The organism is Marimonas arenosa (genome assembly GCF_030848945.1).
GTDB lineage: Bacteria > Pseudomonadota > Alphaproteobacteria > Rhodobacterales > Rhodobacteraceae > Marimonas > Marimonas arenosa.
The window spans coordinates 110,244-130,404 of record NZ_JANHAX010000005.1 but is presented as its reverse complement, the minus strand read 5'-3'; the positions used below and the strand labels follow the sequence as shown (position 1 = coordinate 130,404).

The following is a 20,161-nucleotide window of genomic DNA, read 5'->3' as shown; positions in this document are numbered from 1 at the left end:
ATTGGCGCTTGCACGGAGCTTTCTGCGCGCGTAAATCAACTTTGAGAGCCCCTATAGCTCAGCTGGTAGAGCAACTGATTTGTAATCAGTAGGTCCGCGGTTCGAGTCCGTGTGGGGGCACCATAAAATATCAACTAAATTGTTGTTATTAAATGGTAATTTTAACTAACTAGTTTTTTTAATCCCCCTTTTTATCCACCTAAGTGGCTTCGTTGGTGGGTTTCACGTCAGACTGAGATTACCAAACCGCGATAGGACATACTGGGCAAACCCAGCGTCCGACTGGTCTTCCCAATAGCCCAGTTCCGCGACCAGGCGTTCAAACGTGCGATTGTGCATACCTTTTGGTTTTGGTCCCCATGTATCGGCCCCAGTTCCCCAACCAAGGCGTTCCCTTATCTTTTCAGCCCGGCGTTGGTGACGCTGGTAGCTTTCTTCTCTTTGCGAGGGATAGGCCAGTTGGTGGCAATGCCTGCACGCGAAAATGCGTCCGCCGTAAAGAATTGCCACGCGCCGCCCGCACCCTTGCGCCGGGCATGAGAACCAGGCGCGATGCCCGCCGTAGTGGCAGGGCGTAGAAAGCAAGCGCACCGGATAGTCGAAATGTTCCCAATCGCCACCGTAGCTGCGTGATTTGTAGATCAGTCGAACCCTGTCCGCCTCGGTGACTATCCGAATGTCTGCGACCTTCTTGCCATCGCATGACCATTGCCAGCTGAACCGTGTGCCGGGTTCAAGAAGCCCCTCACGAGCCAAATGTCGCACGTCTAGCTTGCGCATGTCGCTGGTCGTGGACTTAGAGTCCCAATGCCAGTGTCGCCCGCTGCCAATACCGCCCATTCTCGCCTCCGGATTTTACCGAAATCAATAGCAAAACTGGACAGAGATACTTCTCAGCACCCTGCGGATACCTCAATCGTCATCCAGGGGAGGCGGAGGCGCGCGAAATCCAGCCTTTCTTGCTTTCCTGTCTCCGATGAGTTCCGCCCAAGCCATCGAAGCTCCGTAGCTAAGCCACCCCACAACGATTGCATATACAGCGACGTGTAGTCCCATGGCCCAGTTAATGATATGATTAAGGCCAACCCAATCTGTTACGATTATGCTTTCCTGCCTGCACACGCTCTCTCCACACTCATAAAGGGCATAAAGCCAATACAAATCCCGAGACGGTAAGTTTCCATGCTCAAGCCACTCCAGGCCTTGCAGGGTTGGGACTATTACGGCTCCAAAAAGCGAACCCATTAAAACGACGATGACGAAGAGCCACAACAACCCCTCCGATACATTAGTCACCCTGTCTTCAATCCAGTTCGAAAATTTGCTCATTTCGACAACCTAACGCAACCTCCGTTGGCTGTTCTCTCAAGTCTATACGACAAGGTAATGAATCTCCCTTTTGCTCTGAGGGCTGTCCACATCACGCCTTTTACATCGCCAATGCACTCCGTTTCGTCGCCTCGGTAGGTCCAAGCGAGCGTGACACGTTCTCGGCTCTGTCTTCCATTATCAGCATCTCCGACACTTCCGCAGTCACTTCGCTTGCGGTTCCATCGTAACCCGAAATCGCGCCGTGTTCGTATTCTTCTTTTTTTCGTCTTCTCTCCGTATTCGTCTCGTCTATGTCTAGGTCTTCGTGTGCGGCCACGGACTTGTCACCATGCCCGCATGGTGTCGGCACGGTGTTGCGATTGACGGTCATAAGCGGGTGAAACAAGGACGCCATTTCATCCCGGGTTGCCTTTTTGGCGCGTGATAATTCCAAGTCTAGAAGTTCCGTCACAACATCACCGTGCTCTTGCCATTGGCATGCCAGGAACGGCCTCAGCACTTCGCGTAGTTTTTGGTGTTCAGGACTTTCGGGTTTCCATTGCTGCGCCCTCTGAACGGCAGAGACAGCAAACTCCGCAATGCAGTGCAGGCGCATGTGTTCTTGTGCCTCGCTTTCTTCTGTGACGGAAAACAGGTCCGCTGTGAGTGAACTGGCCTGAGATGCGTTTGCGGGCGGGCTTTGGCGCTGCACGCCCTTCAGAACGCCGCACAAGCGCCCTGAGCACGTATCTGGCATGTGTTCCGCTGATCGGAGCCCAGAGTGTCGGTGATGTGGCTGGACAGCTATCTGCCCAGCCACGACCTTTTGGCCTTGCCTTTTCGGAATCCACGCAATGGGAGGAGGTATTGCGCACAGATTTCCTATTTCGACCGAGTGCAATGGGAGGAGTTATCACACGTGGTCTGTCGGCGCCTAAATGATGCCGCGTCGCAGCATGCGGGCAATGAATATCTTCCACGCGTGCAACATGGAGGCCAAATCGATGATTTTTTAAGAGCTTTTCGGAGCCGGAGATGGAATTTCGGCCCGCTTTGGCACCATACGAACATTCATTTGGCCCGTCATCGAATCTTTCTGCCTGGCCTTCGTCTACACAGACTCGGCAGTCTTCAAGTCGTCTCGAAAAATGCGGCTGCTGCAGAGCGACGCATTGTGCACGTTACGTAAACGGTTCGTTTCCGATGGGGGTAATAGACAAGATTTCGCTACAATTTTAAAGTTTTGTGGAGGCAGCGTTGTTGGGTCTGGGCACCTAGTTTGCCAAAAAAGGTGTTTTCATCCCCAAATGAATAGGTGACCTCTTCGCTGCCTCACGAATGCCGGTTGAGACTTGTCTACCTGCACTCGACAAAAACCGTGAAACCAAGCGCGTTTTTTGCCAGGAGTTCAGGTTCCAGCGGATCATCCGTAAAGCCAAGGAGGGGATCGACCCCGTTCTGAGCGAGAAACAACTTTGCTATCTCACCGCGAACGGCGAAATTCACGTTCTGTGGAACATCACCCAGCGCGTCAGACACCTTGATGCTGTCAAGTTTTGAAACGACCACGCCAACGACTTCGCCGTCCGAGCCGAGAAGCGGTCCTCCTGAGTTACCCGTTTGCACAGGAGCCGAGATTTGCATGGTTGTAGCATCTCCACCCAATCCCTTTAACGATGAGACGGACCCCCTTGTTACGTTCAGGCCCCCAAGGATTCCGAAGTATGGATAGCCAATTGCTGTGACGTCCGAGTTCAATTTAGCAGGGCTAGGAGAAAAAACTGCGACTGTCTTGTTGTCTGGTTTGAAAGTCTTGACTATCGCCAGGTCAAACTCTTCGGAAATACTGGTCAACTGAGCTTTCTCTCCGTCTACAAGAACATCACGACAACCAGAGACTACATGCGCATTTGTCAGAACGTGCCCTGACGCGGAAACGAAGAAGCCTGAACCGGATTTCCTGCTGTCGTCAGGTTTGGACGGAGGCGGCGCTGAAGAGGGCTCTGAAACTCTTCCCTGCCTCTCCTGTTCCTCGATAGCAGCGACCGCTTCCATCGTTCTTGCGAGGGTCCTTTCGAGATGTCCTCCAGGCGAAATGGCAAGCGGTTGCACTTTGCCGAGCGCAATGCTCGATGCAACGGCGTTGAGAATGTTCTCGTCGCGCTTATCAGCGGACAACATCACAGTCAGCCAAGAACCGTTAACAAAATTCGAACGTGTGTAGAGTGTTGAACCATCTCGCCTTGTGCCGGAGGAAACCGCAAAGTTCGTTTTGCGGACTGAGTAAGGATTGGTTGACAACTCGTGGCGCCCAATCGTGAAGTCATGCATGCCTTGGGCCTTAGCTTGGGTGAGCGCACCTATGGATATGGACAAGCTGCTACGTGAGTGCCGGTAGTTAAGGAAATCGCTGCTTTGGGGGTCGATAATCAGGGTTTTGGTCGGCAGCATCATCGACATGCCCAGTCTGCTGAAATGGTGCATGTTCCATCCGTCTGCCTCAATCCTTTCGAAAAATGACATGGCAAGCATTGCCATATGCCAGTCTTCGGCGTCGGTTCCGAACTCCTTGCTTGAAAATACTTCGAGCGCATTTTGGCTTAACCGCCCCCAGGCGCCATCGAGCATCCCCTTGTAATGACCTTCGAATGCAAGGGCGGCTTGCAGGAAACGTTTGTCCTCTTTCGTTAGCGAGCGGGCATCGAAATCCCAGAACAACGAGTCGAAGTCTTGCGAGCGTGCGTCAGGTGCAGGGTAGGCGGCTAGAAAAACCGCCATAACTACCAAGAGAAAGCGCCGCATATCTTGTCTCCACCTCTCCGGAGAGCGTGCCACAGGCGCTTGTGGAATGGCAACGTCTTCAAGTCGAAAGAAAACGGAGGCTAATCGAGTTCGGTAGGATGCCTAGGGCCATGCTTCCGACGCCGTCACCACGGTTGTCAAACGGATGCAGGCACCTCGCCCCCTCAACCGCCCGATCCGTGTTATTATGTCGGCGTTAGGGAGGACCAGACATGACACTCCGATTTCTCTTCGCCGCCTTTGTCGCAGCCATCATGGTCACGGCAACCCACGCCCAGGGCCTTCTCCTGTCGCAGATGCAGTGCCAGGCCAACTACCGTGGAGTGCCATTTCAAGGCGTCATCCAGATCCAGCTTTTCCAATATTCCGGCGCCACCGGCATCGGCGCCTCGGGCGAGCGCAGCCAGCTCAACCTGCTGATTAAGACCGGCCGCGCCAATGAAATCCCCGGCACGCTATACATGATCGGCGAGTTCATCGGCGCCGGCGTCTATGTCAATATCGAAGCGCCCAACATCGTCGCCGGTCAGGGCACCGGCAGCATCGTCGTGAACGGTGCCGCGCACCGGGCGACCTATGCCACTTTCGCACTGGTCGAAGGCGGCGTTGTCGCGGTCACCGAGGATGGCGAGCGGATCGAATATATCTGCCAGTAAGCCCGTCCCAACGGATGGGAACGCGCGGTTAAAGCGCGCCAAACCCGCACGCTTGGGTTACGAACCGACGCAAACCGTGCGCCTCGCCAACCCGTTTCCTGCCCAATCCTTACACGCTGCGCACCAGACGGGGTGTCGAAGGAAAATACCCCAGCTGAAGCCCTCATGTCTGCCGAAAACAATAGCGATTTTACGGGACTATTGTGTGTTGCGCCACGCCAGATATGCGTGCAGTAGCAGGTAGAATGCACTTCCGGCCATTCCAGCTCGCCATACATGTTCCAGTCCTATTGAAATAAGGTAAGAGAACATGACTGCCTATGGCTAGATATATACGTGTCCTGTTTTCTGTGCATCGGAAACATTGGAAAAATCAGGAATCCGGCACAATTTTCAGGACGGGTCCGGCGGATCGACGGGCTTTTTCGGGCAAACCGTCACAATCATTGTGACGCGCGTGCACGTTTTTTGTGCGGGGTTTTTCTTTACTCGCCGTGCCACGAAGTGGTTGGTTGCTGTTTGGTCACGTATACGAAACAGTGGCTGCCTGACGTTTGCTCTGTTGCCGCGAAGTTGCCAATCAAAATCGTGCTTTGAAGATTTAGGTCTACGAGGCAGAGTGTTTTATCGGATTGAGCTTCTTGGGGGGAGTTATGAAGAAGTTTTTTGCATTGTGCCTGGGTTTCGTGAGCCTACTGGCTGTTTCCGCCACTGAAACGAAAGCTGTCACTTTGAATGTTGTCGGCGGGCAGTTGCTTGGCGTATCCGGCTTGGACGTTGACGGAACATTGTATGATGTAGAGTTCGTGGATGGGACATGTGCCGCGCTGTTTTCCGGGTGCGACGAGCAAAGCGATTTTGCACTGAATGCCGGGAATATTTTGGCGGCCCTCGCCGCGTTAGATAGCTTGTTTGACAATAACCCGGTGTTCGACGACATCCCGGGAAATGTGTCAGGTTGCGGATCGCTTGCACGCTGCTTTGTCGTCAGCCCCTATGCTCCGATGTCTGGATTTGATCGTTCTTTGACTGGGAATTTGCAGAATGACCAAGTTGAAGCAAACGACCAATTCTACCTTACAAACTACGACATTTTTCAAGATTTCGGTGGCCCCAACAATTCTTTGGTCTATGCAGTGTGGTCGGTTGCCGAAGTTCCGCTTCCTGCATCAATGCCCATCCTAGTCGCAGGACTTGGTGGTTTGGTCCTGATCCGTCGGCGACGTAAAGCTAGTTAAGCAAACGGATACAGTATCAGTTTTCAAAGCGGTCGTGCTCGGCCTGTGCGGCTGGCACGTTTCTGCCCTTGAACCAATCATTTTGCCGCGCATATGCACCGTTATTTTCGGAGCTCCTTCGTTTCTCGCCACTTTATAAAAGCCTTGGTCGCGGGTTTCCCATCCGCCGTTGGCAGTTCCTGCAAAGCCCAGAGCGGCGCTTGCCCCACCCCTGAAGGGCCGAGATAGGGGCGCTGGGTCATGGTAATCAGGCCGCGCTGTTCCAATTCCGCAAACCATGCACCCACGGTGTTGCGGTGGCAGTTCAGGGCATTGGCGGCTTCCCGGTGACTGAGAATAATGCGCCCGTTATTGTGACCGGTGAAGCGGCGCTTCAGTTCGATGTAGAGCGCCCTGGGGCCGGGTTTGAGGAAGGCCCAGGCTTCCGTTGCTTGAAGGTATTCGGGAAGCTGGACGTGACGCCCAGCCCCCCTCTTGTTGCTCTTGTAACGCTTGCCTATCGGGCCAGCGAGAATGGGTGCCCACCCGCGTCATTCCCTGACCGACAAGCACCTCAACCTGCCGCAGCTTCGTGACGATTTCCTCGGGTTTGTGTCGTTTCGTAGCCATTCTGATCCTCCGTTTTCCTAAACATAACGGCGGACCACTGCATTGGGGGAGGATCACTTGGTTACTAGCGGGTCGTGCCTGCTGTCCGCCATTGCCCAACACATGCTCCAAGCCAAGGCTTGCGGTCGGAGTCCAACGCTGACTCAAACTGTTGCAACACGAAACGCCGACTCTCCACCGATCCTGTGTCGTTGGCACCGCGGCGTACCCAGCCAGGAAGTACCTCGCCTCGATTCATGGAGACGGGTCTACGCACCGCCAAACGACCGATGAATACGCCATTGATCTAGGGACAATTCTGGCCGATGCTGAGGTGAAGGGTCAATGATTTCGTGCCAGGAAGTCGCGCAAGCGAGCCGTCAATCGGTTCTCTGCTTTTGTGGGTCGAACTTGGTCGCACCATGGCCCTGAAAAAGGGGGCCCGGTGGAAGATCGCAACAATCACCAGACCATCGCAGGGCGAGACCGGAGCACTTATCGAGGCTGTGCATTTGACGTCCTTGGAGCAAGGCGGAGCTCGTTGAGATGAGCTACACAATTGAACAGATTGCTGACCAACTCGGCGTCCCGGCAGAGGGCGATGTCAGTATCCGCATCGAGCGCGCTGCGGAGCCCAGCGAAGCCGGAACTGACGCGCTGGCGCTGGCCATGCACCCAAAGTACTCGGACAAGCTCGAATGCAGTGCCGCGCGCGCTGCAATATTGTGGGAAGGGGCCGACTGGCGGGGTCTCGGACTCGAAGCCGCGATTTTCTTTCCGCGGCCAAGGTTTGCGATGGCGGCGATAACACAGCTGATGGATGAGGGACCGGACATTGCGCCCGGTGTGCATCCATCCGCGGACATCGATCCCACCGCGGACATCGGATCCGGAGCTGCCATCGGCCCGTACGTGGTGATCGGGAAGCGTGCGTTGATTGGACGGAACGCCCGGATCGCCGCGCATGCCGTGATCGGTGCGGACGCACATGTCGGCGACGACGCACTGATCCTCGAAGGGGCGAAGATTGGCGCACGGGTCCACGCTGGCGATCGCCTGCTTGTTAAGCCTGGTGCGGTGATCGGCGCTGACGGTTTTTCGTTCGTTACACCAGAGAAGTCCACGGTGGAGAGCGTACGTGAGACGCTGGACAGTCGGTTCGAAGCTCGGGCTCAAAGCCTAGTACGCATTCATTCACTGGGGTCGGTCCGCATCGGAGACGACGTTGAGATCGGTGCCAACAGCACCATTGATCGCGGCACTGTCCAGGACACCACCATCGGCTCAGGTACGAAGATCGATAATCAGGTTCAGATTGGCCACAACGTCACGATTGGAAATGACTGCCTTCTGTGTGGTCATTCCGGTGTCGCCGGCTCCTCCTTTCTGGGGGACCGTGTGGTTGTGGGAGGGGCGGCATCAATTGCCGACCATCTGTCCGTCGGCAATGATGCGGTTATCGCGGGCAAGTCCGGGGTTGCATCCAATGTGCCAGCTGGGCGGGCGATGATGGGATACCCTGCGATGCCACTCGACCGGAACGTAGAGGCCTACAAGGCCCTGCGCCGGTTGCCGCGACTCATCAAGACCATTGCGGAGCTCAAAAGCTCACTGCGTTCTATGGAGAAACGGAACTAAGAACTGAGCAGCGCCCTTGTGACTCTTTGCCGGCTTGATGCAGGACCGCTGAAGTCAGCGGGACAGAGAGTGAGCCGAATGGATGTCCTTGGTTCCACGTCGCCAGATCGCCAAGGATCTCGTCAAGTGAGCCACGAACGCAGCCATTCGAGAGTGCTTTCGGGGAAGACGTTGGCGGCTTTGCAGACAGCAACCAATTCACCATCTGGCGGATCAAGTCACGACGGGACTCTTTGGTCCGCATCTCAGATGTTCAGGGATCCGACCTTAAACGTTTGTCCGCACGGGAAAACGGGACACCCCCAGAAACTTCCTGCTGGCCCCCCAGTGAATGCCATCCTCGACAGGGCTGAGATTAGGAAAACGTCTAAACAGTTCCCTGAGCGCGATCTTGACCTCGACGCGAGCGAGGTGGATGCCGATGCAATAATGAATCCCGCCACCAAATCCCATATGTCTTGCGGCCGCGCGGTCGATATCGAACTCATCCGGGTTCTCAAATCTTCTGGGGTCGTGGTTTGCGGAACCAATGAAGATGCGAACCTTGGATCCGCGGGGGATCTTCTGACCCGCCAGCTCAACGTCTTCAGTCGTCACGCGCCCGGTCGTCTGGAGCGGACTTAGCAGGCGAGCGGTCTCTTCTATTACCGTTTCAAGAGTGTCGGGCTCCTGCTTCGCCCTTTCCAAGGCGGTGGGGTTCTCAAGCAAGAGACGAACGCAATTGGTAAGCAGGTGCCTGGTCGTCACGTGACCGGCGGTCAGGGCCAGGGCGGCCGAGCCGACCATCTCGTCGCGTGTAATTGTGCCAGACCTGTGAAAGGCGTCTGCCAAGGCCGAAAGCAGGTCCTCCTTAGGATCATTGTTTCGTTCTGCGACAAGCTGAAGCACGCGGCGCCGGAACTTGAAAAAGGCCATCAGACTGCGCAGGAGCGTGTTCTTCCGGACTTCGGGGTCCACCATGGGGAGTAGGTCATCCGTCCATCTTCTTACCGAATCCATCTCGGCGGGGGGAAACCCGAACACATCGGCGATGACCCAAGCCGGCAACGGTGCTGCAAATTCCGCGACAAGGTCAAATTCCTCCCGCCCGTCGAGTAGGTCGATAAACTGCCCAACGATGTGCTCAATTAGCGGTTCCCGCGCTTTGATGGCGCGCGGTGCAAAGGCGGGGTCCATGACCTTCCGAATGCGCGTGTGGTCGGGGGCGTTCAGCGATGCGAAGAACCCATGTTCAGCGGCGTTCGCCAATGCAGATAAACCGATCCACCGCAACAGCCTGAGCAGATGAGGCGGCGTCTGTGCGCCGCCGAAACACTGGTCTTTGAACGCCGCGGCGACGTCTTCGTAGCGGTAGATGCAGTAGCGAGGGCCCCCTGGCGCATCAATGATGTGGATGGGTGCCTGCTCGCGTTGCTTCGTATACTCATCAAAGAGTGCCTTCATGGGACTAGCCTTTCTATGGTATGTCGTTGTGGCCAAGGAGAACGTTAAAGTCGCTCGATCCGGGGTCCAGGCGTGAAAAAACCGCTCTTGCAGGGGTCCGGACCGGTGCTGCTTCCCCGGTTTCTTGAGTTCTTTGCTGAGCGCCTAATGGCCGGGGCTGCATCTTTGCTCATTGTTGAGGGCCCGGGACGCCGGCTATCCATGGGCGGCACAGGTCCACCTCGGGCAAGCCAGTCCTGTCGCCGCATCGTTATCACAAAACGGGTGTCCTTCGGGCACAATCCGTTTCACTCTTCTCCACGGCTGCATCAGGCGGCTTGGTCCCGCATAGCGATCATTGATGGGCTTCTCGGGAAGGTCCGCTCCGAGTCAAGCGGATGCTAGTTTGGTCCTTTAACGACGCCTTTCGTTGTTTCTCAGTTCAATCCATTCGGCTCAACTGCACCTTCGAAAGTTGAACCTCCAAATCACGTATTTCACCCCAAGCTTCCGTCAGAAACTTTTTGATCTGAACAAATGAGCCGTAGGAGACGGGCATTTTCGACCAGCGCTTTATTCTATCGTCATCGCTTTGTGTTTCAGGGGCCTCAAGGACAAAAAGATGCTGTTGCTGAACGTCGCCTGAAGCCGGAACAAACCTCGCTTCCAAAACGTCCTCTTCAACTTTCTCGGCTTGCCCTCTTACGGCTACCTGAGGTTCAAGTTCAAATTCATCGTCCAGGACAGTCTGCGCAGTTGTCATCTCACCGGCAATATCGGGTCGCAACCGTACAATGCCTTCCGCTGAGATGGGCAGATTACCCTTTCGGATCAGTTCGCGAGACAGTCTTTCAGACAAGTTCTGCATAATTTCTTCCTTCGGTCGGAACCACTATTCGCATGTTCTGCTCAGTCAAGAAAGACAAAGCATTTTGACGGGCGGCTTCGTCCGCAGAACAGTCGTTGGTGCGGATCGCGGCGAACGGCAGCTTTGAGCCCACAGCAGCCTTTTTCGCAAGATAAGAAAGGGCGGCATTGCCGCCCCTTTTTTGTTCTCATGGAAAATACTTACCAGGAGAGCGTATTCACGTTCGGATCGAACAACCAGCTTTCGACAATCGGGAAGTTCCCCATTTGCACGCCGTCGATATAGTCGCCCTCGGTCAAGCCTGCCGCTGCAGAACAAGCCTGGCACATAATGACGACACCACAATCCGCCATGAAAGCGGACGACATGTCTTGGATACATGTGCCCTTTTCGGCCATGAGGCCATAAATGTGGCTCGAGCTTTTCTTGTCGGCGAGATAAACCGCCCGGACGTTCATCCAGATCGCGGTCTTATGCCCGTTCCGCAGAGACTTCTCATGGGCGAACATTATAGCTTTCGCGGCCGCCAACGCCACCCAGGATTTCTTGATCCTTATGGCCTCTGTGGCCGTACTGGTAGAATTGGAGGCTTTCATGCATCGAAAAACTTCGCTTTTTGCAGTGTCCGCCGTGACTGTTTTTTCCTTGGCTGCTTGTGGCCGCCCTGATTTGGGCGATGAAAACCTCAGCGCGAGGGAACTCGAGCTCGAGGAATACTTCGACGGAACAACGGTTGCCTATGGTCAATTCCAAGACCGGTTCGGGAAAGTAAGGCAGCGCTTCGTCGTTGAGATCGAAGGCGAATGGGATGGAAGTATCTTAACCCTGGTTGAAGATTTCTCATACGACGATGGTCGTGAAGAACGTCGGGTCTGGAAACTTGTCCAGACTGGTGACGAGACCTGGGAAGGCACGGCTGACGGTGTTCGGGGTCTCGCCGTTGGCGAAGAGCGTGGCGACACGTTTAATTGGAGATATACAATAGATTTGCCAGGACCGGAAAACAGTACGACACGGGTCAGCTTCGACGATTGGATGTGGTTGTTGCCCGACGGTCGGTTACTTAACAAAGCATACATGAGCCGCTTCGGCATTACGTTGGGCGAAGTCACGATATTCTTCGAGAAGCGGTAGGTTCAATCCCGTAGTCTTCACGGACAGATAACACTGAGCTCATGCTGCTGAGACCGCCAGACAATAGCTGCGAGCCAACAGTTGAGACCATTTTGACGTCCTGCCCAAGTATTGTCCAACAACAATGAAACAGGTCCTCACGAAAACGTATTCTTTATATTTATCAAAAGCATACAATCTCTAGCCACGGGTTTGTCCGCAATGCAACCAATCCAACAGATCGCATCCAACGTAGTCTTCACATCTGGAAACGAAAGGATATCCAAATGCTGAGACGTACTTTCATCGCAGCCGTTAGCGGCGTTGCTCTTACTCTTGCCGCGACCAGCGCAGCGTTGGCTGATGGGCATGGAAACAAAATGGACATCGTGGACACTGCAGTGAACGCTGGCTCGTTCAACACGCTGGTGGCTGCTGTACAGGCCGCTGGCCTGGTGCACACGCTGAAAGGTGATGGTCCGTTTACCGTTTTCGCTCCTACCGATGATGCCTTCGCGGCCCTGCCCGAGGGTACGGTTGAAAATCTCCTGAAACCGGAAAACAAGGACCAATTGGTCGCCATTCTGACGTATCACGTGGTGCCGGCCAAAATCATGTCCGGTGATATTGCTGGCAAGAAAGCGAAGGTGCTCACCGTTCAGGGCGACCGTCTGAGCGTAAACGCGCGCTACGGCGTCAAAGTCGACAACGCCAAGGTCGTTGCGGCTGATGTGGAGGCCACCAATGGCGTTATCCACGTAATTGATAAGGTTCTGATTCCTGGCGACTAAGCTCCGAAAAGCAACGTAATATTGGGGCGCGAGCAGGCTGGCACGCGCCCCTTTTTTTTAGCCTATCGGGTTTTCGCCTGGATGCAGACGTCGGACCAAGCCTTTTCAAGATCGCGGGACTTTTGCATCCGTTTCGAGTCCAATCTATTCGCTCGACCGAGCTAGAAAATTCCTCTGAGGCCGCTGCGGGCCTCGACAAACAGCCAATGGTCCGGCGGAAAATACGTGAAGAGGCTGTAAGTAACCAGTTGAAGTGCGAGCAGAACAAGTCCTGGCAGAAAAAGCCTCCGTCTCCAGTCCGTATCAAGCACCAGCAACCACGCTGAGAAAAGCTGGCCCGCAAGGATCGCTAAAACGAATGTACCAATGTCTAACAGGAGACGATTTTCACCCAGGATTGCGGTGTAAGAGGTAAAGATCAGCACAATCAAAACAGCTGAGACGAGCAGGCTGACGCCCTTTGCGGAAAAAACATCCAAGCGGCAAAGACCTGTCCTGAGGGGCATGATCGTAGCCCATAATACACCCGGCCAAAAAGCCAACTTGAGATGCTCCCAGATTGACTCGTTGACTGCCGCGATCAAAGCAAGTGGCGTCCATCCTCCAAACCAATCGAACACGAAATGCAACAAAGAGCCGAGGGCGATCATGAAGACGGCCCCAATCAGTTCGACACGCAGCAACGTCTTGTTATGAGCCATACGATCAAGGCCAATATTCATAGTTTTCGAATATAGTATGAAATTGGCTTGGATCACGCTCCCTCGACGAGAATAGTCCGTCATTCCATCTTTTGTGAGCGAAGGCCTGCTTAGTCCCGCAGAGCGGTCACTCGTTCCGATAGCAGCGAAAGACCGTTCTGAGCCCAACCCGTGAATTCGATTATCGTGCCGTGTGCGCTCGCAGCACAAGAATTTCCGCAGCTGCATAGAAGATAACGCTGCCACGCAGCGGACAAACCGTCCATTCGTGCCCCACGCAGCGGAAAATTCCGACCCAACTCACAAGTTGCGGGACAAAGTGTGACTTCGCTGCACCTGCTCCAAGATCTGGTTTAACTGGCGCATTTCCATTGAAGACCTACGCCGATCGGCTGATATCCAATGCGTCCAGAATGGCCTTGCCAAACGCTTCGTCCGACACATCTTCCGGCAAGACCGTATCTTCATGGCCGCGAATGCCCTCCCAACTGGAACGCCCGCGATAGCGCCATGGCTTGAGCCTGATCTTTGCGTCCTGCAAGGTCAGCGTCACGCTCCCTGCGCCGTTGTACAGCGCTTTCAGGGTCTTGACACCCGCGCGCGCTTTGTCGGCTTCGTTCAGCGCTTTGATTTCCTCCGGTGTCGGCCACCGCATGATTGCATCCCATTCCGGGTGATCGGGCGATATGAAGCGGCTCGCCATGAGAGCGGCACGCGCTTCACGCCCCATATCTTCTGCATTCATGTTTGGCTCGAGGTATTCATTGTAACCCTTGGGGTCAGGGCATCCCGAACGGTAGACCGCAAATGAGACAATCTTCGTGAAAGCGCGATGCGCATTAATGATCGCTTTCTTGGACTCCTTAGGAGGCTTGGCGCGTTTTTTCCGCTCCGCCGCTTCCGCTAGGGCTTTTGCTCTTTGTTCTTCGAAGGTTAGCACTTTTCTCATTGGATTCGCCTAACTCTGACCTCGATCCCCAAACTCTCAGCGTAGTCTATCGCCCGTTGAATTTGGGTAAACTGTTCAGGTGTTGTGTCATTTGGAATGGCGAGTTCAAGGCGTTTGAAGTCGATTTCGTCCGGGTCCAATGGGAAGGCATTGAGATTGGACCCATCAAAGCCGTCGATCTGATCAATGTATCGCTTCAATGCACCGTAGATACGGCTGGGCCGATCCACATATCCCGGCGCGCGGGTGTCCAGCGTCTTTGCACTTGTCGCAATGCCTGCATCACGGTCGAAGAAATCGAATGTCTTGAAGTTGTCAGGTGTACGATCTCCCAGACCGCCCAATCGCTCAAGGTGATCTTCCCAAGGTCCGCCCTGTTCCTTGATCGGCCCTCCCCAGCGGATTCCGGGGTTGTCGATTATATCCCAGTCAGGATCGGATGGCAGACGGCGGGCGTTTTGCGCTTCGTCCAATAGTTCGTCTCGCAAACGGTCGGGATCACTCGTATCACCACGCCGCCCTCTGCGACGCAACAGCTTCGCGGCCAATCCCGCCGGGGCCAAGTTCAAGGCAATCAACGTATTCAGATAGGCCCGTTCCCGCGCGGCCTCTTCCACCTGAGCTAAGGTCGCACGGCATCGGGCATACTCGTCCATCACCATGCCGGGGCGGGTCTCAACAGCGTAGGCATATTCCGCAAACGCTTTCGCCGTTTCCGGGAAATCGCGCCAAAATGCCTTGATTTCCTCGATATGGTCTTCAACCGCTTGGCGCATTTCGTCCAATTCGGCCTGTTCTTCGTCAGAAAGCGTTCCAAACCGTTCGCGCGCCGACAGAACGCCCAATCGGGTGACCCATGCGAGGTTATCGGGAATCTCGTTCAGCGTTTGCCAAATGTCCGCCAAGGTGTCTTTGATGGCTTCCCAGACACCCGCATCCACTCCACGACCATGGGCTACCTGAGCCGCCACGAAATCAGGCTCACAAACTGGTTCATCAAGGAGGTACGGTTCGGCAACACACCGGCAGTTATAGGCTTGTCCGGGATGACCGGTTTCCGGCGGATAGTCCCAATCAAAGACCTTATCGTCATGCTCGGCATGTACATGGCGTACTTTGTCGTCGTCACGGGACCGCCAGATGTACTGATCAATCCCAAGGGCGCGTTGCCTGCGTTCGTTGATCAGCCCGGAGAATGACGTGATCAGGTTTTTTTCCATCGCACGACGGACGGAATTGAAGCGGCTTGGCCGCTCGCCATGGTCGGCCCAGATCGTTTCCAACCGCTCCGACCACGCCTGAATCGCGGCGGCCTTTTCACTAGAAACGTCGGCCAAGTCGGCAGCGGAAAGAGGAACTTGAAACCCATCGCGGGTGAACCGCAATAGGAGGTCAACGTTGATCTGATCCGCAAAGTCCAGATTGGTGGCAAATTGCCGCTGCAAAGCGGCAAGGCCGGGGATATCTGCTTTGCGCGATAGCGGGCGCGCTTCCATCCCGCGCGTGCCCCCTCGACAACACGTAACCGCCGCTCCCGCCCGACCTCAGAAATTGAGTAAACTTCGTTTCCATAGACCACGCCGCATCCGAATGAACGGGGGGCATTTTCCGGGAGTCCGGTTAACAAGCTGAAATCACACCGTACGGTGCCAATAGGATTGATTGGCCATAGCGGCCATTCGTACGTCGCGCAGCAATTGGATGTATGGGCTCTTCGCGGCCTTATGCACGTGCAGAGACCATGCGTTCTTGTGCCTTCGAACAACAGCCATTCGACTCGATGCTATGGTCTCTGCGTCAGCGCGGTGCTGAAGTCTGGGTATGGTGGGAGGATCGGAGGGCAAATTATGCCAAGAGTCCAACTTCCCGCAGTCACCCCTAAGCGCAAAGCCTGGAACAAGGATCGGATCATCGGGCAGTAACGACCGCTGCTTTCCAAACAGGTATGGGCAATCCGCGCGCTGCTCGAACTTGCGGGCTATCTTCGCGACCTTGCGCTGTTCAACGTGGCGATTGATAGCAAGCTGAGAGGCTGTGATCTGGTCAAACTCGCGGTGACTGATTTGGTCAAAGACGATCGCGTTCGCGAACGGGTTTCGGTGATTCAGAGCAAAACCAAGAAACCCGTTCAGTTTGAATTGACTGAAAACACCAGAGATACCGTGATTGCGTGGGTGAGATCACCCGAGATGATTGGTTGCCACTTCATGTTCCCTAGTTGCTTCCACGACCGCCCGCATATCTCAACGCGTCAGTACGGTCGGCTTGTTCGTGATTGGGTGGCAGCGATCGGATTGGAACCGAGCGGCTACGGTACCCATTCGCTCCGCCGGACCAAAGCTGCAGAGATCTACCGCAAGACGGGCAACCTTCGGGCTGTGCAACTTTTGCTTGGCCACACGAAGGTCGATAGTACGGTGCGTTACCTTGGGGTTGAGCTCGAAGATGCTCTAAGTATTGCTGAGCGCATCGACATCTGAACCATGTTGGCGGACGGTACCTGCCGTTCGCCAGCTTAAAGAAAACACACGACCAAGTGGCGACGAAAGCGAAGTGCGTTCCCATTGCAGACATGGTTTAGCGTCGGTGCTCGCAGATGCATCGTGCTTGGTGTTAGAAAACGACGTGCCCACGTTAGTTTCAGAATGACGGCTAGGTGGAACGGTTCCGGTTTGCACCCAGATGGGAAAAACGTTCTGGAGTTTCGCGACGACTAGACAGCGCGCTTCACGTTGCCGGTTTCATCAGATGACAGTTTGGCACGGAACGCCTCTGCGAGATGTCCGATATGTTCTTCCAGGCACGATACAGCCCGATCGGCATCCTTGGCCCGCGCGGCTTCGATCACCGCCGTATGCTCGCCCATTGAACGATCCGTGTTTTCACTCATGATCGTGAAAAGATGCGTTCGCAGCGCCTTGAGCGGCGAGATCGTGAGGTTGTAGGATTTTTCCAGCGACCGGTTTGACGCGCCATGGATGATCGCATCATGGAACTGATGGTCCCCTAGTGTGTATCCATGGGGGTCCTTCGCATTCAGAGCCCGTTCCATTGCGGCGCTGGCTTTTTCAAGTTCGCGTATCAAGCCAACATGATTGCGCTCGATCCCAAGGCGAAGTGCAGCAGTCTCGAGAATCGCGCGGTGCTCACAAAGCTCATCAACAACGCGCAAATCGGGCGTGAAGACAAATGTTCCTCGTTTCGGTGAAATCGTCACCAACCCTTCCGATTGCAGTGCCGCCAGCGCGTCACGCACAGGCGAGCGGCTAACGCCCAGGACATCTGCAAGACGTTGTTCCGAGAGCTTCGAGCCCAACGACAACTCACCGGAAACAATGGCGTCACGGATTTTCTCGGCTGTGACTTCCATGAGCGACTTGGGATGCTCGACTGGTTGCATTGGGGCTGCTCCTTCGTTGTCAGCGGGATGATCTGTGACGCGGACCCTGATGTCAAACTGACATGTTACATGGCTCTTGACAATGCAAACTACCATGTTGGATGGTAGAGTGATCGAGTCGACGGGCTGCGCCCTTCGATGTCGCGAGCCAAGCCAGCGGGGCGAGCAAGTTGATTGAAGCGATCCAGAACACAGATGCCGGCGGTCATGTCGATGCGTTTCGGGCGATCGTGGGTGAGGCGCATGTTCTGACCCAACCCGAGGACGTCGCGAGCTATCTTACCGACTGGACTGGATTGTACCGTTCGACGGCGCTGGCGGTTGTTCGCCCTGGCACAACGGGCGAGGTCGCCGAGCTGATCAAGCTTTGCAACGCCCGCAACATCGCGGTCGTACCGCAGGGTGGGCGCACCGGCTTGTGCGGAGGGGGCGTTCCGCTGGCTGGTCGTGCGTCAGTGGTTGTGTCGTTGACCCGGATGAACGCGATAAGGTCTCTGGACCCTGAAGGGCGAACCGTGACCGCCGAGGCCGGTGTCGTGCTGGAAACGCTGCACGACGCGGCGTTGAAACAGGGTCTCATCTTCCCATTGATGTTCGGCGCCAAAGGCAGTTGCACCGTTGGTGGCAACCTGTCGACAAATGCCGGCGGCTCGAATGTCGTGCGCTATGGCAATACCCGCGAATTGTGCCTTGGCATCGAAGCGGTCATGCCGGACGGTTCGGTGATCAATGCGCTGACCGGCCTTCGCAAGGACAATACCGGCTACGACCTCAAGGATCTTCTGATCGGCGCCGAAGGCACGTTGGGCATCATCACGGCTGCGGTTTTCAAGCTCTATCCGGCGCCCAGAGCCCGCTCGACCGCGTTCCTGTCTGTCGACAAGCTGGAATCCGCGCTCACCGTTCTGAACCGCCTTCAGGACCATACCGGCGGCGGCGTAGAGGCCTTCGAATACATGCCGCAACCGGCATTGGATGTGATCTGCAAGGTCTTCCCGGCCATTCGCCGTCCTTTGGCAGGAAAGGTGGCAACCGGCATTCTGGTCGAGGTCGCCTCGTCGCGGCCGCACGATGGTGAGGAGATGCAGGACGGAAGCATCCGCCTTGAAGCCGAGGTGATGGAACTTCTGGGCGGTTTGATGGAAGAGGGGCTGGTGCTGGATGCCATGATGGCGCAGTCCGAGCAGCAGCGCGCCGACCTGTGGAAAATGCGCGAGTCGATCCTCGAGGCGATCACCGAGGCCGGCCCTGCCTATCATCTCGATATCTCGCTTCCACTGGCCCGGATTGCGCGCTTTGTCGAAGAGATGGATGCCGAGATGGATCGCCTCGGGTTCCGGCCACTGACGGTCGGACATCTGGGCGATGGCAATCTGCACTATGCCTTGTCCGCGACGGAAGGTCGGGAATGGAACGCGTTGCCGCTGGAGACCGCAAAGGAAAAGGTGTTCGCGTTGCTGGCCGAATTGAACGGATCGTTCAGCGCCGAACACGGGATCGGGCAGAGCAAGCTGTCGGTGATGACCAAATTGAAAGAGCCCGCGCAACTGGCAGTGATGCGCTCGATCAAGTGCGCCCTGGATATCAACAACATCATGAACCCCGGCAAACTGCTTCCGCCGGGATGATCCGCAATATGCGTGGCTTGCCGCGCGAACTCACACCATCCGAGGGAGGAACCGTTATGACAAACCTGTTGAAGGCAATGAAAAGAACCGCGTGTGCGGCCGCGTTGATGAGCATCGGTGCGGTTGGGACCGCGTCTGCCGAGTCTCTTTTCGACGGGTGCCCGTCGGGCCCGATCATCCAGCGCTTTATCGAATTCGGCAAGACCGGCAAGATGCCGCCTGACCTGGGCAAATGGCTGAACACGCCCGCCGATCAATATGTCGAGCCGTGGAAGCCCTTCGACAATGTCGACTATGTCGGTGTCTGCTGGGTGTCGGCCTGGCTGGTGCATACCGATGACGGCGTCGTTCTGATCGACACGCTTTATGGTCCGTTCAAGAAGATGATCGTCGAGAACATCGAAAAGACGGGAACCGACCTTGCGGACATCAAATACGTGCTGATGACCCACGGTCATTTCGACCATGTTGGTGGAGCCGTCGCGCTGAAACCACTTTTGCCGAACGCGACTTTTGCGATGACGCAGACGGGCTGGGACGAGGCGATCGAATCTTCGGTCCAATCGCAGGGCGGTCCACGCGCCTGGGACATGATCGAGCCGGAAATGGTCGTCGCCGATGGCGAAGAAATCACGCTGGGCAACAACACCTTCAAGGTGATCGAAACCCCAGGCCATTCCTGGGGCACCGCATCCTACATGTATGACGTGAAAGACGGTGACAAAACCTACCGCGCCATCACCATTGGCGGCCTGGGTCTGAATGCCATCGAAGGGCCGCCCCAGGTCGAGGCCTACATCAAGAGCGTCGATCGTGTCCGAGAGCTTGTCGAGGCGCAGGACATGCCGATTGAAGTGCATCTGACGACACATGGCTTTTCGGCCGATCTCGATGAAAACCGCCAGAAGCACATGGACCGCAAGGACGGCGAGCCAAATGTGTTCGTCGATCCGCAGGCACTTCTCAATCAGGTCGCGGGGCTGCGCGAACGGGCGGTCGAGCGGCTCGAACTCGAAAAAACCAAGTAACGAAGCAATTGTGAAAACTCAGGGAGGA

The 20,161-nt window shown here is 55.6% G+C and carries 18 protein-coding genes, 1 tRNA gene and 1 pseudogene; 9 read left to right on the top strand and 11 right to left on the bottom strand.

All coding sequences use genetic code 11. The features are described 5' to 3' along the window. The first annotated feature begins 47 nt into the window (after positions 1-47). A tRNA-Thr gene (locus NO357_RS15780) sits at positions 48-123 on the top strand. A gap of 99 nt (positions 124-222) precedes the next feature. Here the strand turns inward: NO357_RS15780 and NO357_RS15775 are convergent. The 4 genes from NO357_RS15775 to NO357_RS15760 form a co-directional block, all read right to left on the bottom strand. Beyond that, a complete protein-coding gene (locus NO357_RS15775) occupies positions 223-840 on the bottom strand; it encodes a hypothetical protein (protein WP_306736665.1) in 618 nt (205 codons plus the stop codon). A gap of 72 nt (positions 841-912) precedes the next feature. Continuing rightward, complete coding sequence (locus tag NO357_RS15770) at positions 913-1,329, bottom strand: hypothetical protein (protein ID WP_306736664.1); 417 nt, start codon at positions 1,327-1,329, stop codon at positions 913-915. A gap of 100 nt (positions 1,330-1,429) precedes the next feature. Next, on the bottom strand, positions 1,430-2,068 hold the full coding sequence (locus NO357_RS15765) for a hypothetical protein (RefSeq protein ID WP_306736663.1): 639 nt from the start codon (positions 2,066-2,068) through the stop codon (positions 1,430-1,432). Positions 2,069-2,667: 599 nt separating this feature from the next. After that, positions 2,668-4,113, bottom strand: a complete 1,446-nt coding sequence (locus NO357_RS15760; RefSeq protein ID WP_306736662.1) for a S1C family serine protease — start codon at positions 4,111-4,113, stop codon at positions 2,668-2,670. A 212-nt stretch (positions 4,114-4,325) separates the two neighbouring features. Here NO357_RS15760 and NO357_RS15755 point away from each other — a divergent pair, with 212 nt between their 5' ends. The 3 genes from NO357_RS15755 (at position 4,326) to NO357_RS15745 (ending at position 8,233) form a co-directional block, all read left to right on the top strand. Next, the gene (locus NO357_RS15755) at positions 4,326-4,769 is read left to right on the top strand and encodes a hypothetical protein (protein ID WP_306736661.1); all 444 of its coding nucleotides are present in this window, start codon (positions 4,326-4,328) and stop codon (positions 4,767-4,769) included. 653 nt (positions 4,770-5,422) lie between these two features. Continuing rightward, entirely contained in the window at positions 5,423-6,007 is a 585-nt protein-coding gene (locus tag NO357_RS15750; RefSeq protein ID WP_306736660.1) for a VPLPA-CTERM sorting domain-containing protein, read from the top strand. Positions 6,008-7,141: 1,134 nt separating this feature from the next. Beyond that, positions 7,142-8,233 (top strand): UDP-3-O-(3-hydroxymyristoyl)glucosamine N-acyltransferase, encoded by a 1,092-nt coding sequence (locus NO357_RS15745; protein ID WP_306736659.1) that lies wholly within the window; start codon positions 7,142-7,144, stop codon positions 8,231-8,233. A 267-nt stretch (positions 8,234-8,500) separates the two neighbouring features. Here NO357_RS15745 and NO357_RS15740 read toward each other — a convergent pair whose 3' ends face one another. The 3 genes from NO357_RS15740 to NO357_RS15730 form a co-directional block, all read right to left on the bottom strand. Next, positions 8,501-9,676: a cytochrome P450 gene (locus tag NO357_RS15740; RefSeq protein ID WP_306736658.1), complete on the bottom strand. Its 1,176-nt coding sequence runs from the start codon at positions 9,674-9,676 to the stop codon at positions 8,501-8,503. 421 nt (positions 9,677-10,097) lie between these two features. After that, on the bottom strand, positions 10,098-10,523 hold the full coding sequence (locus NO357_RS15735) for a hypothetical protein (protein WP_306736657.1): 426 nt from the start codon (positions 10,521-10,523) through the stop codon (positions 10,098-10,100). Between the two features lie 200 nt (positions 10,524-10,723). Continuing rightward, the gene (locus NO357_RS15730; protein WP_306736656.1) at positions 10,724-11,032 is read right to left on the bottom strand and encodes a DsrE family protein; all 309 of its coding nucleotides are present in this window, start codon (positions 11,030-11,032) and stop codon (positions 10,724-10,726) included. A gap of 85 nt (positions 11,033-11,117) precedes the next feature. Between NO357_RS15730 and NO357_RS15725 the strand changes: the two genes are divergently transcribed. Both NO357_RS15725 and NO357_RS15720 read left to right on the top strand, forming a co-directional pair. After that, entirely contained in the window at positions 11,118-11,657 is a 540-nt protein-coding gene (locus NO357_RS15725) for a DUF3833 domain-containing protein (RefSeq protein ID WP_306736901.1), read from the top strand. A gap of 266 nt (positions 11,658-11,923) precedes the next feature. Next, positions 11,924-12,427 carry a fasciclin domain-containing protein gene (locus NO357_RS15720; RefSeq protein ID WP_306736655.1) on the top strand — a complete coding sequence of 168 codons (504 nt, stop codon included), beginning with the start codon at positions 11,924-11,926 and terminating at the stop codon, positions 12,425-12,427. 161 nt (positions 12,428-12,588) lie between these two features. On the opposite strand, the gene NO357_RS15715 is transcribed toward NO357_RS15720, so the two are convergent. From NO357_RS15715 to NO357_RS15705, 3 genes are all read right to left on the bottom strand, one after another. Then, on the bottom strand, positions 12,589-13,212 hold the full coding sequence (locus tag NO357_RS15715; RefSeq protein ID WP_306736654.1) for a DUF6512 family protein: 624 nt from the start codon (positions 13,210-13,212) through the stop codon (positions 12,589-12,591). Between the two features lie 295 nt (positions 13,213-13,507). Continuing rightward, a complete protein-coding gene (locus NO357_RS15710) occupies positions 13,508-14,077 on the bottom strand; it encodes a contact-dependent growth inhibition system immunity protein (protein ID WP_306736653.1) in 570 nt (189 codons plus the stop codon). After that, entirely contained in the window at positions 14,074-15,573 is a 1,500-nt protein-coding gene (locus NO357_RS15705) for an endonuclease toxin domain-containing protein (RefSeq protein ID WP_306736652.1), read from the bottom strand. Before NO357_RS15705 ends, NO357_RS15710 begins: the two co-directional genes overlap by 4 nt. Positions 15,574-15,924: 351 nt before the next feature. On the opposite strand from NO357_RS15705, the pseudogene NO357_RS15700 reads away from it, so the two are divergent. Next, a pseudogene (locus NO357_RS15700) lies at positions 15,925-16,557 on the top strand (tyrosine-type recombinase/integrase). Between the two features lie 233 nt (positions 16,558-16,790). Here the strand turns inward: NO357_RS15700 and NO357_RS15695 are convergent. Then, the gene (locus NO357_RS15695; RefSeq protein ID WP_306736651.1) at positions 16,791-17,477 is read right to left on the bottom strand and encodes a GntR family transcriptional regulator; all 687 of its coding nucleotides are present in this window, start codon (positions 17,475-17,477) and stop codon (positions 16,791-16,793) included. A gap of 170 nt (positions 17,478-17,647) precedes the next feature. Here NO357_RS15695 and NO357_RS15690 point away from each other — a divergent pair, with 170 nt between their 5' ends. Together NO357_RS15690 and NO357_RS15685 are read left to right on the top strand one after the other, a co-directional pair. Next, positions 17,648-19,105, top strand: coding sequence for an FAD-binding oxidoreductase (locus tag NO357_RS15690; RefSeq protein ID WP_306736650.1), 1,458 nt, complete (start codon positions 17,648-17,650; stop codon positions 19,103-19,105). A gap of 68 nt (positions 19,106-19,173) precedes the next feature. Next, positions 19,174-20,133, top strand: a complete 960-nt coding sequence (locus tag NO357_RS15685; protein ID WP_376744398.1) for an MBL fold metallo-hydrolase — start codon at positions 19,174-19,176, stop codon at positions 20,131-20,133. Positions 20,134-20,161 lie beyond the last annotated feature (28 nt).

Coding starts and splice junctions, on each gene's coding strand:
- NO357_RS15775 (WP_306736665.1), bottom strand. CDS start 840: ATGGGCGGTATTGGCAGCGGGCGACACTGGCATTGGGACTCTAAGTCC.
- NO357_RS15770 (WP_306736664.1), bottom strand. CDS start 1,329: ATGAGCAAATTTTCGAACTGGATTGAAGACAGGGTGACTAATGTATCG.
- NO357_RS15765 (WP_306736663.1), bottom strand. CDS start 2,068: ATGCCAGATACGTGCTCAGGGCGCTTGTGCGGCGTTCTGAAGGGCGTG.
- NO357_RS15760 (WP_306736662.1), bottom strand. CDS start 4,113: ATGCGGCGCTTTCTCTTGGTAGTTATGGCGGTTTTTCTAGCCGCCTAC.
- NO357_RS15755 (WP_306736661.1), top strand. CDS start 4,326: ATGACACTCCGATTTCTCTTCGCCGCCTTTGTCGCAGCCATCATGGTC.
- NO357_RS15750 (WP_306736660.1), top strand. CDS start 5,423: ATGAAGAAGTTTTTTGCATTGTGCCTGGGTTTCGTGAGCCTACTGGCT.
- NO357_RS15745 (WP_306736659.1), top strand. CDS start 7,142: ATGAGCTACACAATTGAACAGATTGCTGACCAACTCGGCGTCCCGGCA.
- NO357_RS15740 (WP_306736658.1), bottom strand. CDS start 9,676: ATGAAGGCACTCTTTGATGAGTATACGAAGCAACGCGAGCAGGCACCC.
- NO357_RS15735 (WP_306736657.1), bottom strand. CDS start 10,523: ATGCAGAACTTGTCTGAAAGACTGTCTCGCGAACTGATCCGAAAGGGT.
- NO357_RS15730 (WP_306736656.1), bottom strand. CDS start 11,032: ATGTTCGCCCATGAGAAGTCTCTGCGGAACGGGCATAAGACCGCGATC.
- NO357_RS15725 (WP_306736901.1), top strand. CDS start 11,118: ATGCATCGAAAAACTTCGCTTTTTGCAGTGTCCGCCGTGACTGTTTTT.
- NO357_RS15720 (WP_306736655.1), top strand. CDS start 11,924: ATGCTGAGACGTACTTTCATCGCAGCCGTTAGCGGCGTTGCTCTTACT.
- NO357_RS15715 (WP_306736654.1), bottom strand. CDS start 13,212: ATGACGGACTATTCTCGTCGAGGGAGCGTGATCCAAGCCAATTTCATA.
- NO357_RS15710 (WP_306736653.1), bottom strand. CDS start 14,077: ATGAGAAAAGTGCTAACCTTCGAAGAACAAAGAGCAAAAGCCCTAGCG.
- NO357_RS15705 (WP_306736652.1), bottom strand. CDS start 15,573: ATGGAAGCGCGCCCGCTATCGCGCAAAGCAGATATCCCCGGCCTTGCC.
- NO357_RS15695 (WP_306736651.1), bottom strand. CDS start 17,477: ATGCAACCAGTCGAGCATCCCAAGTCGCTCATGGAAGTCACAGCCGAG.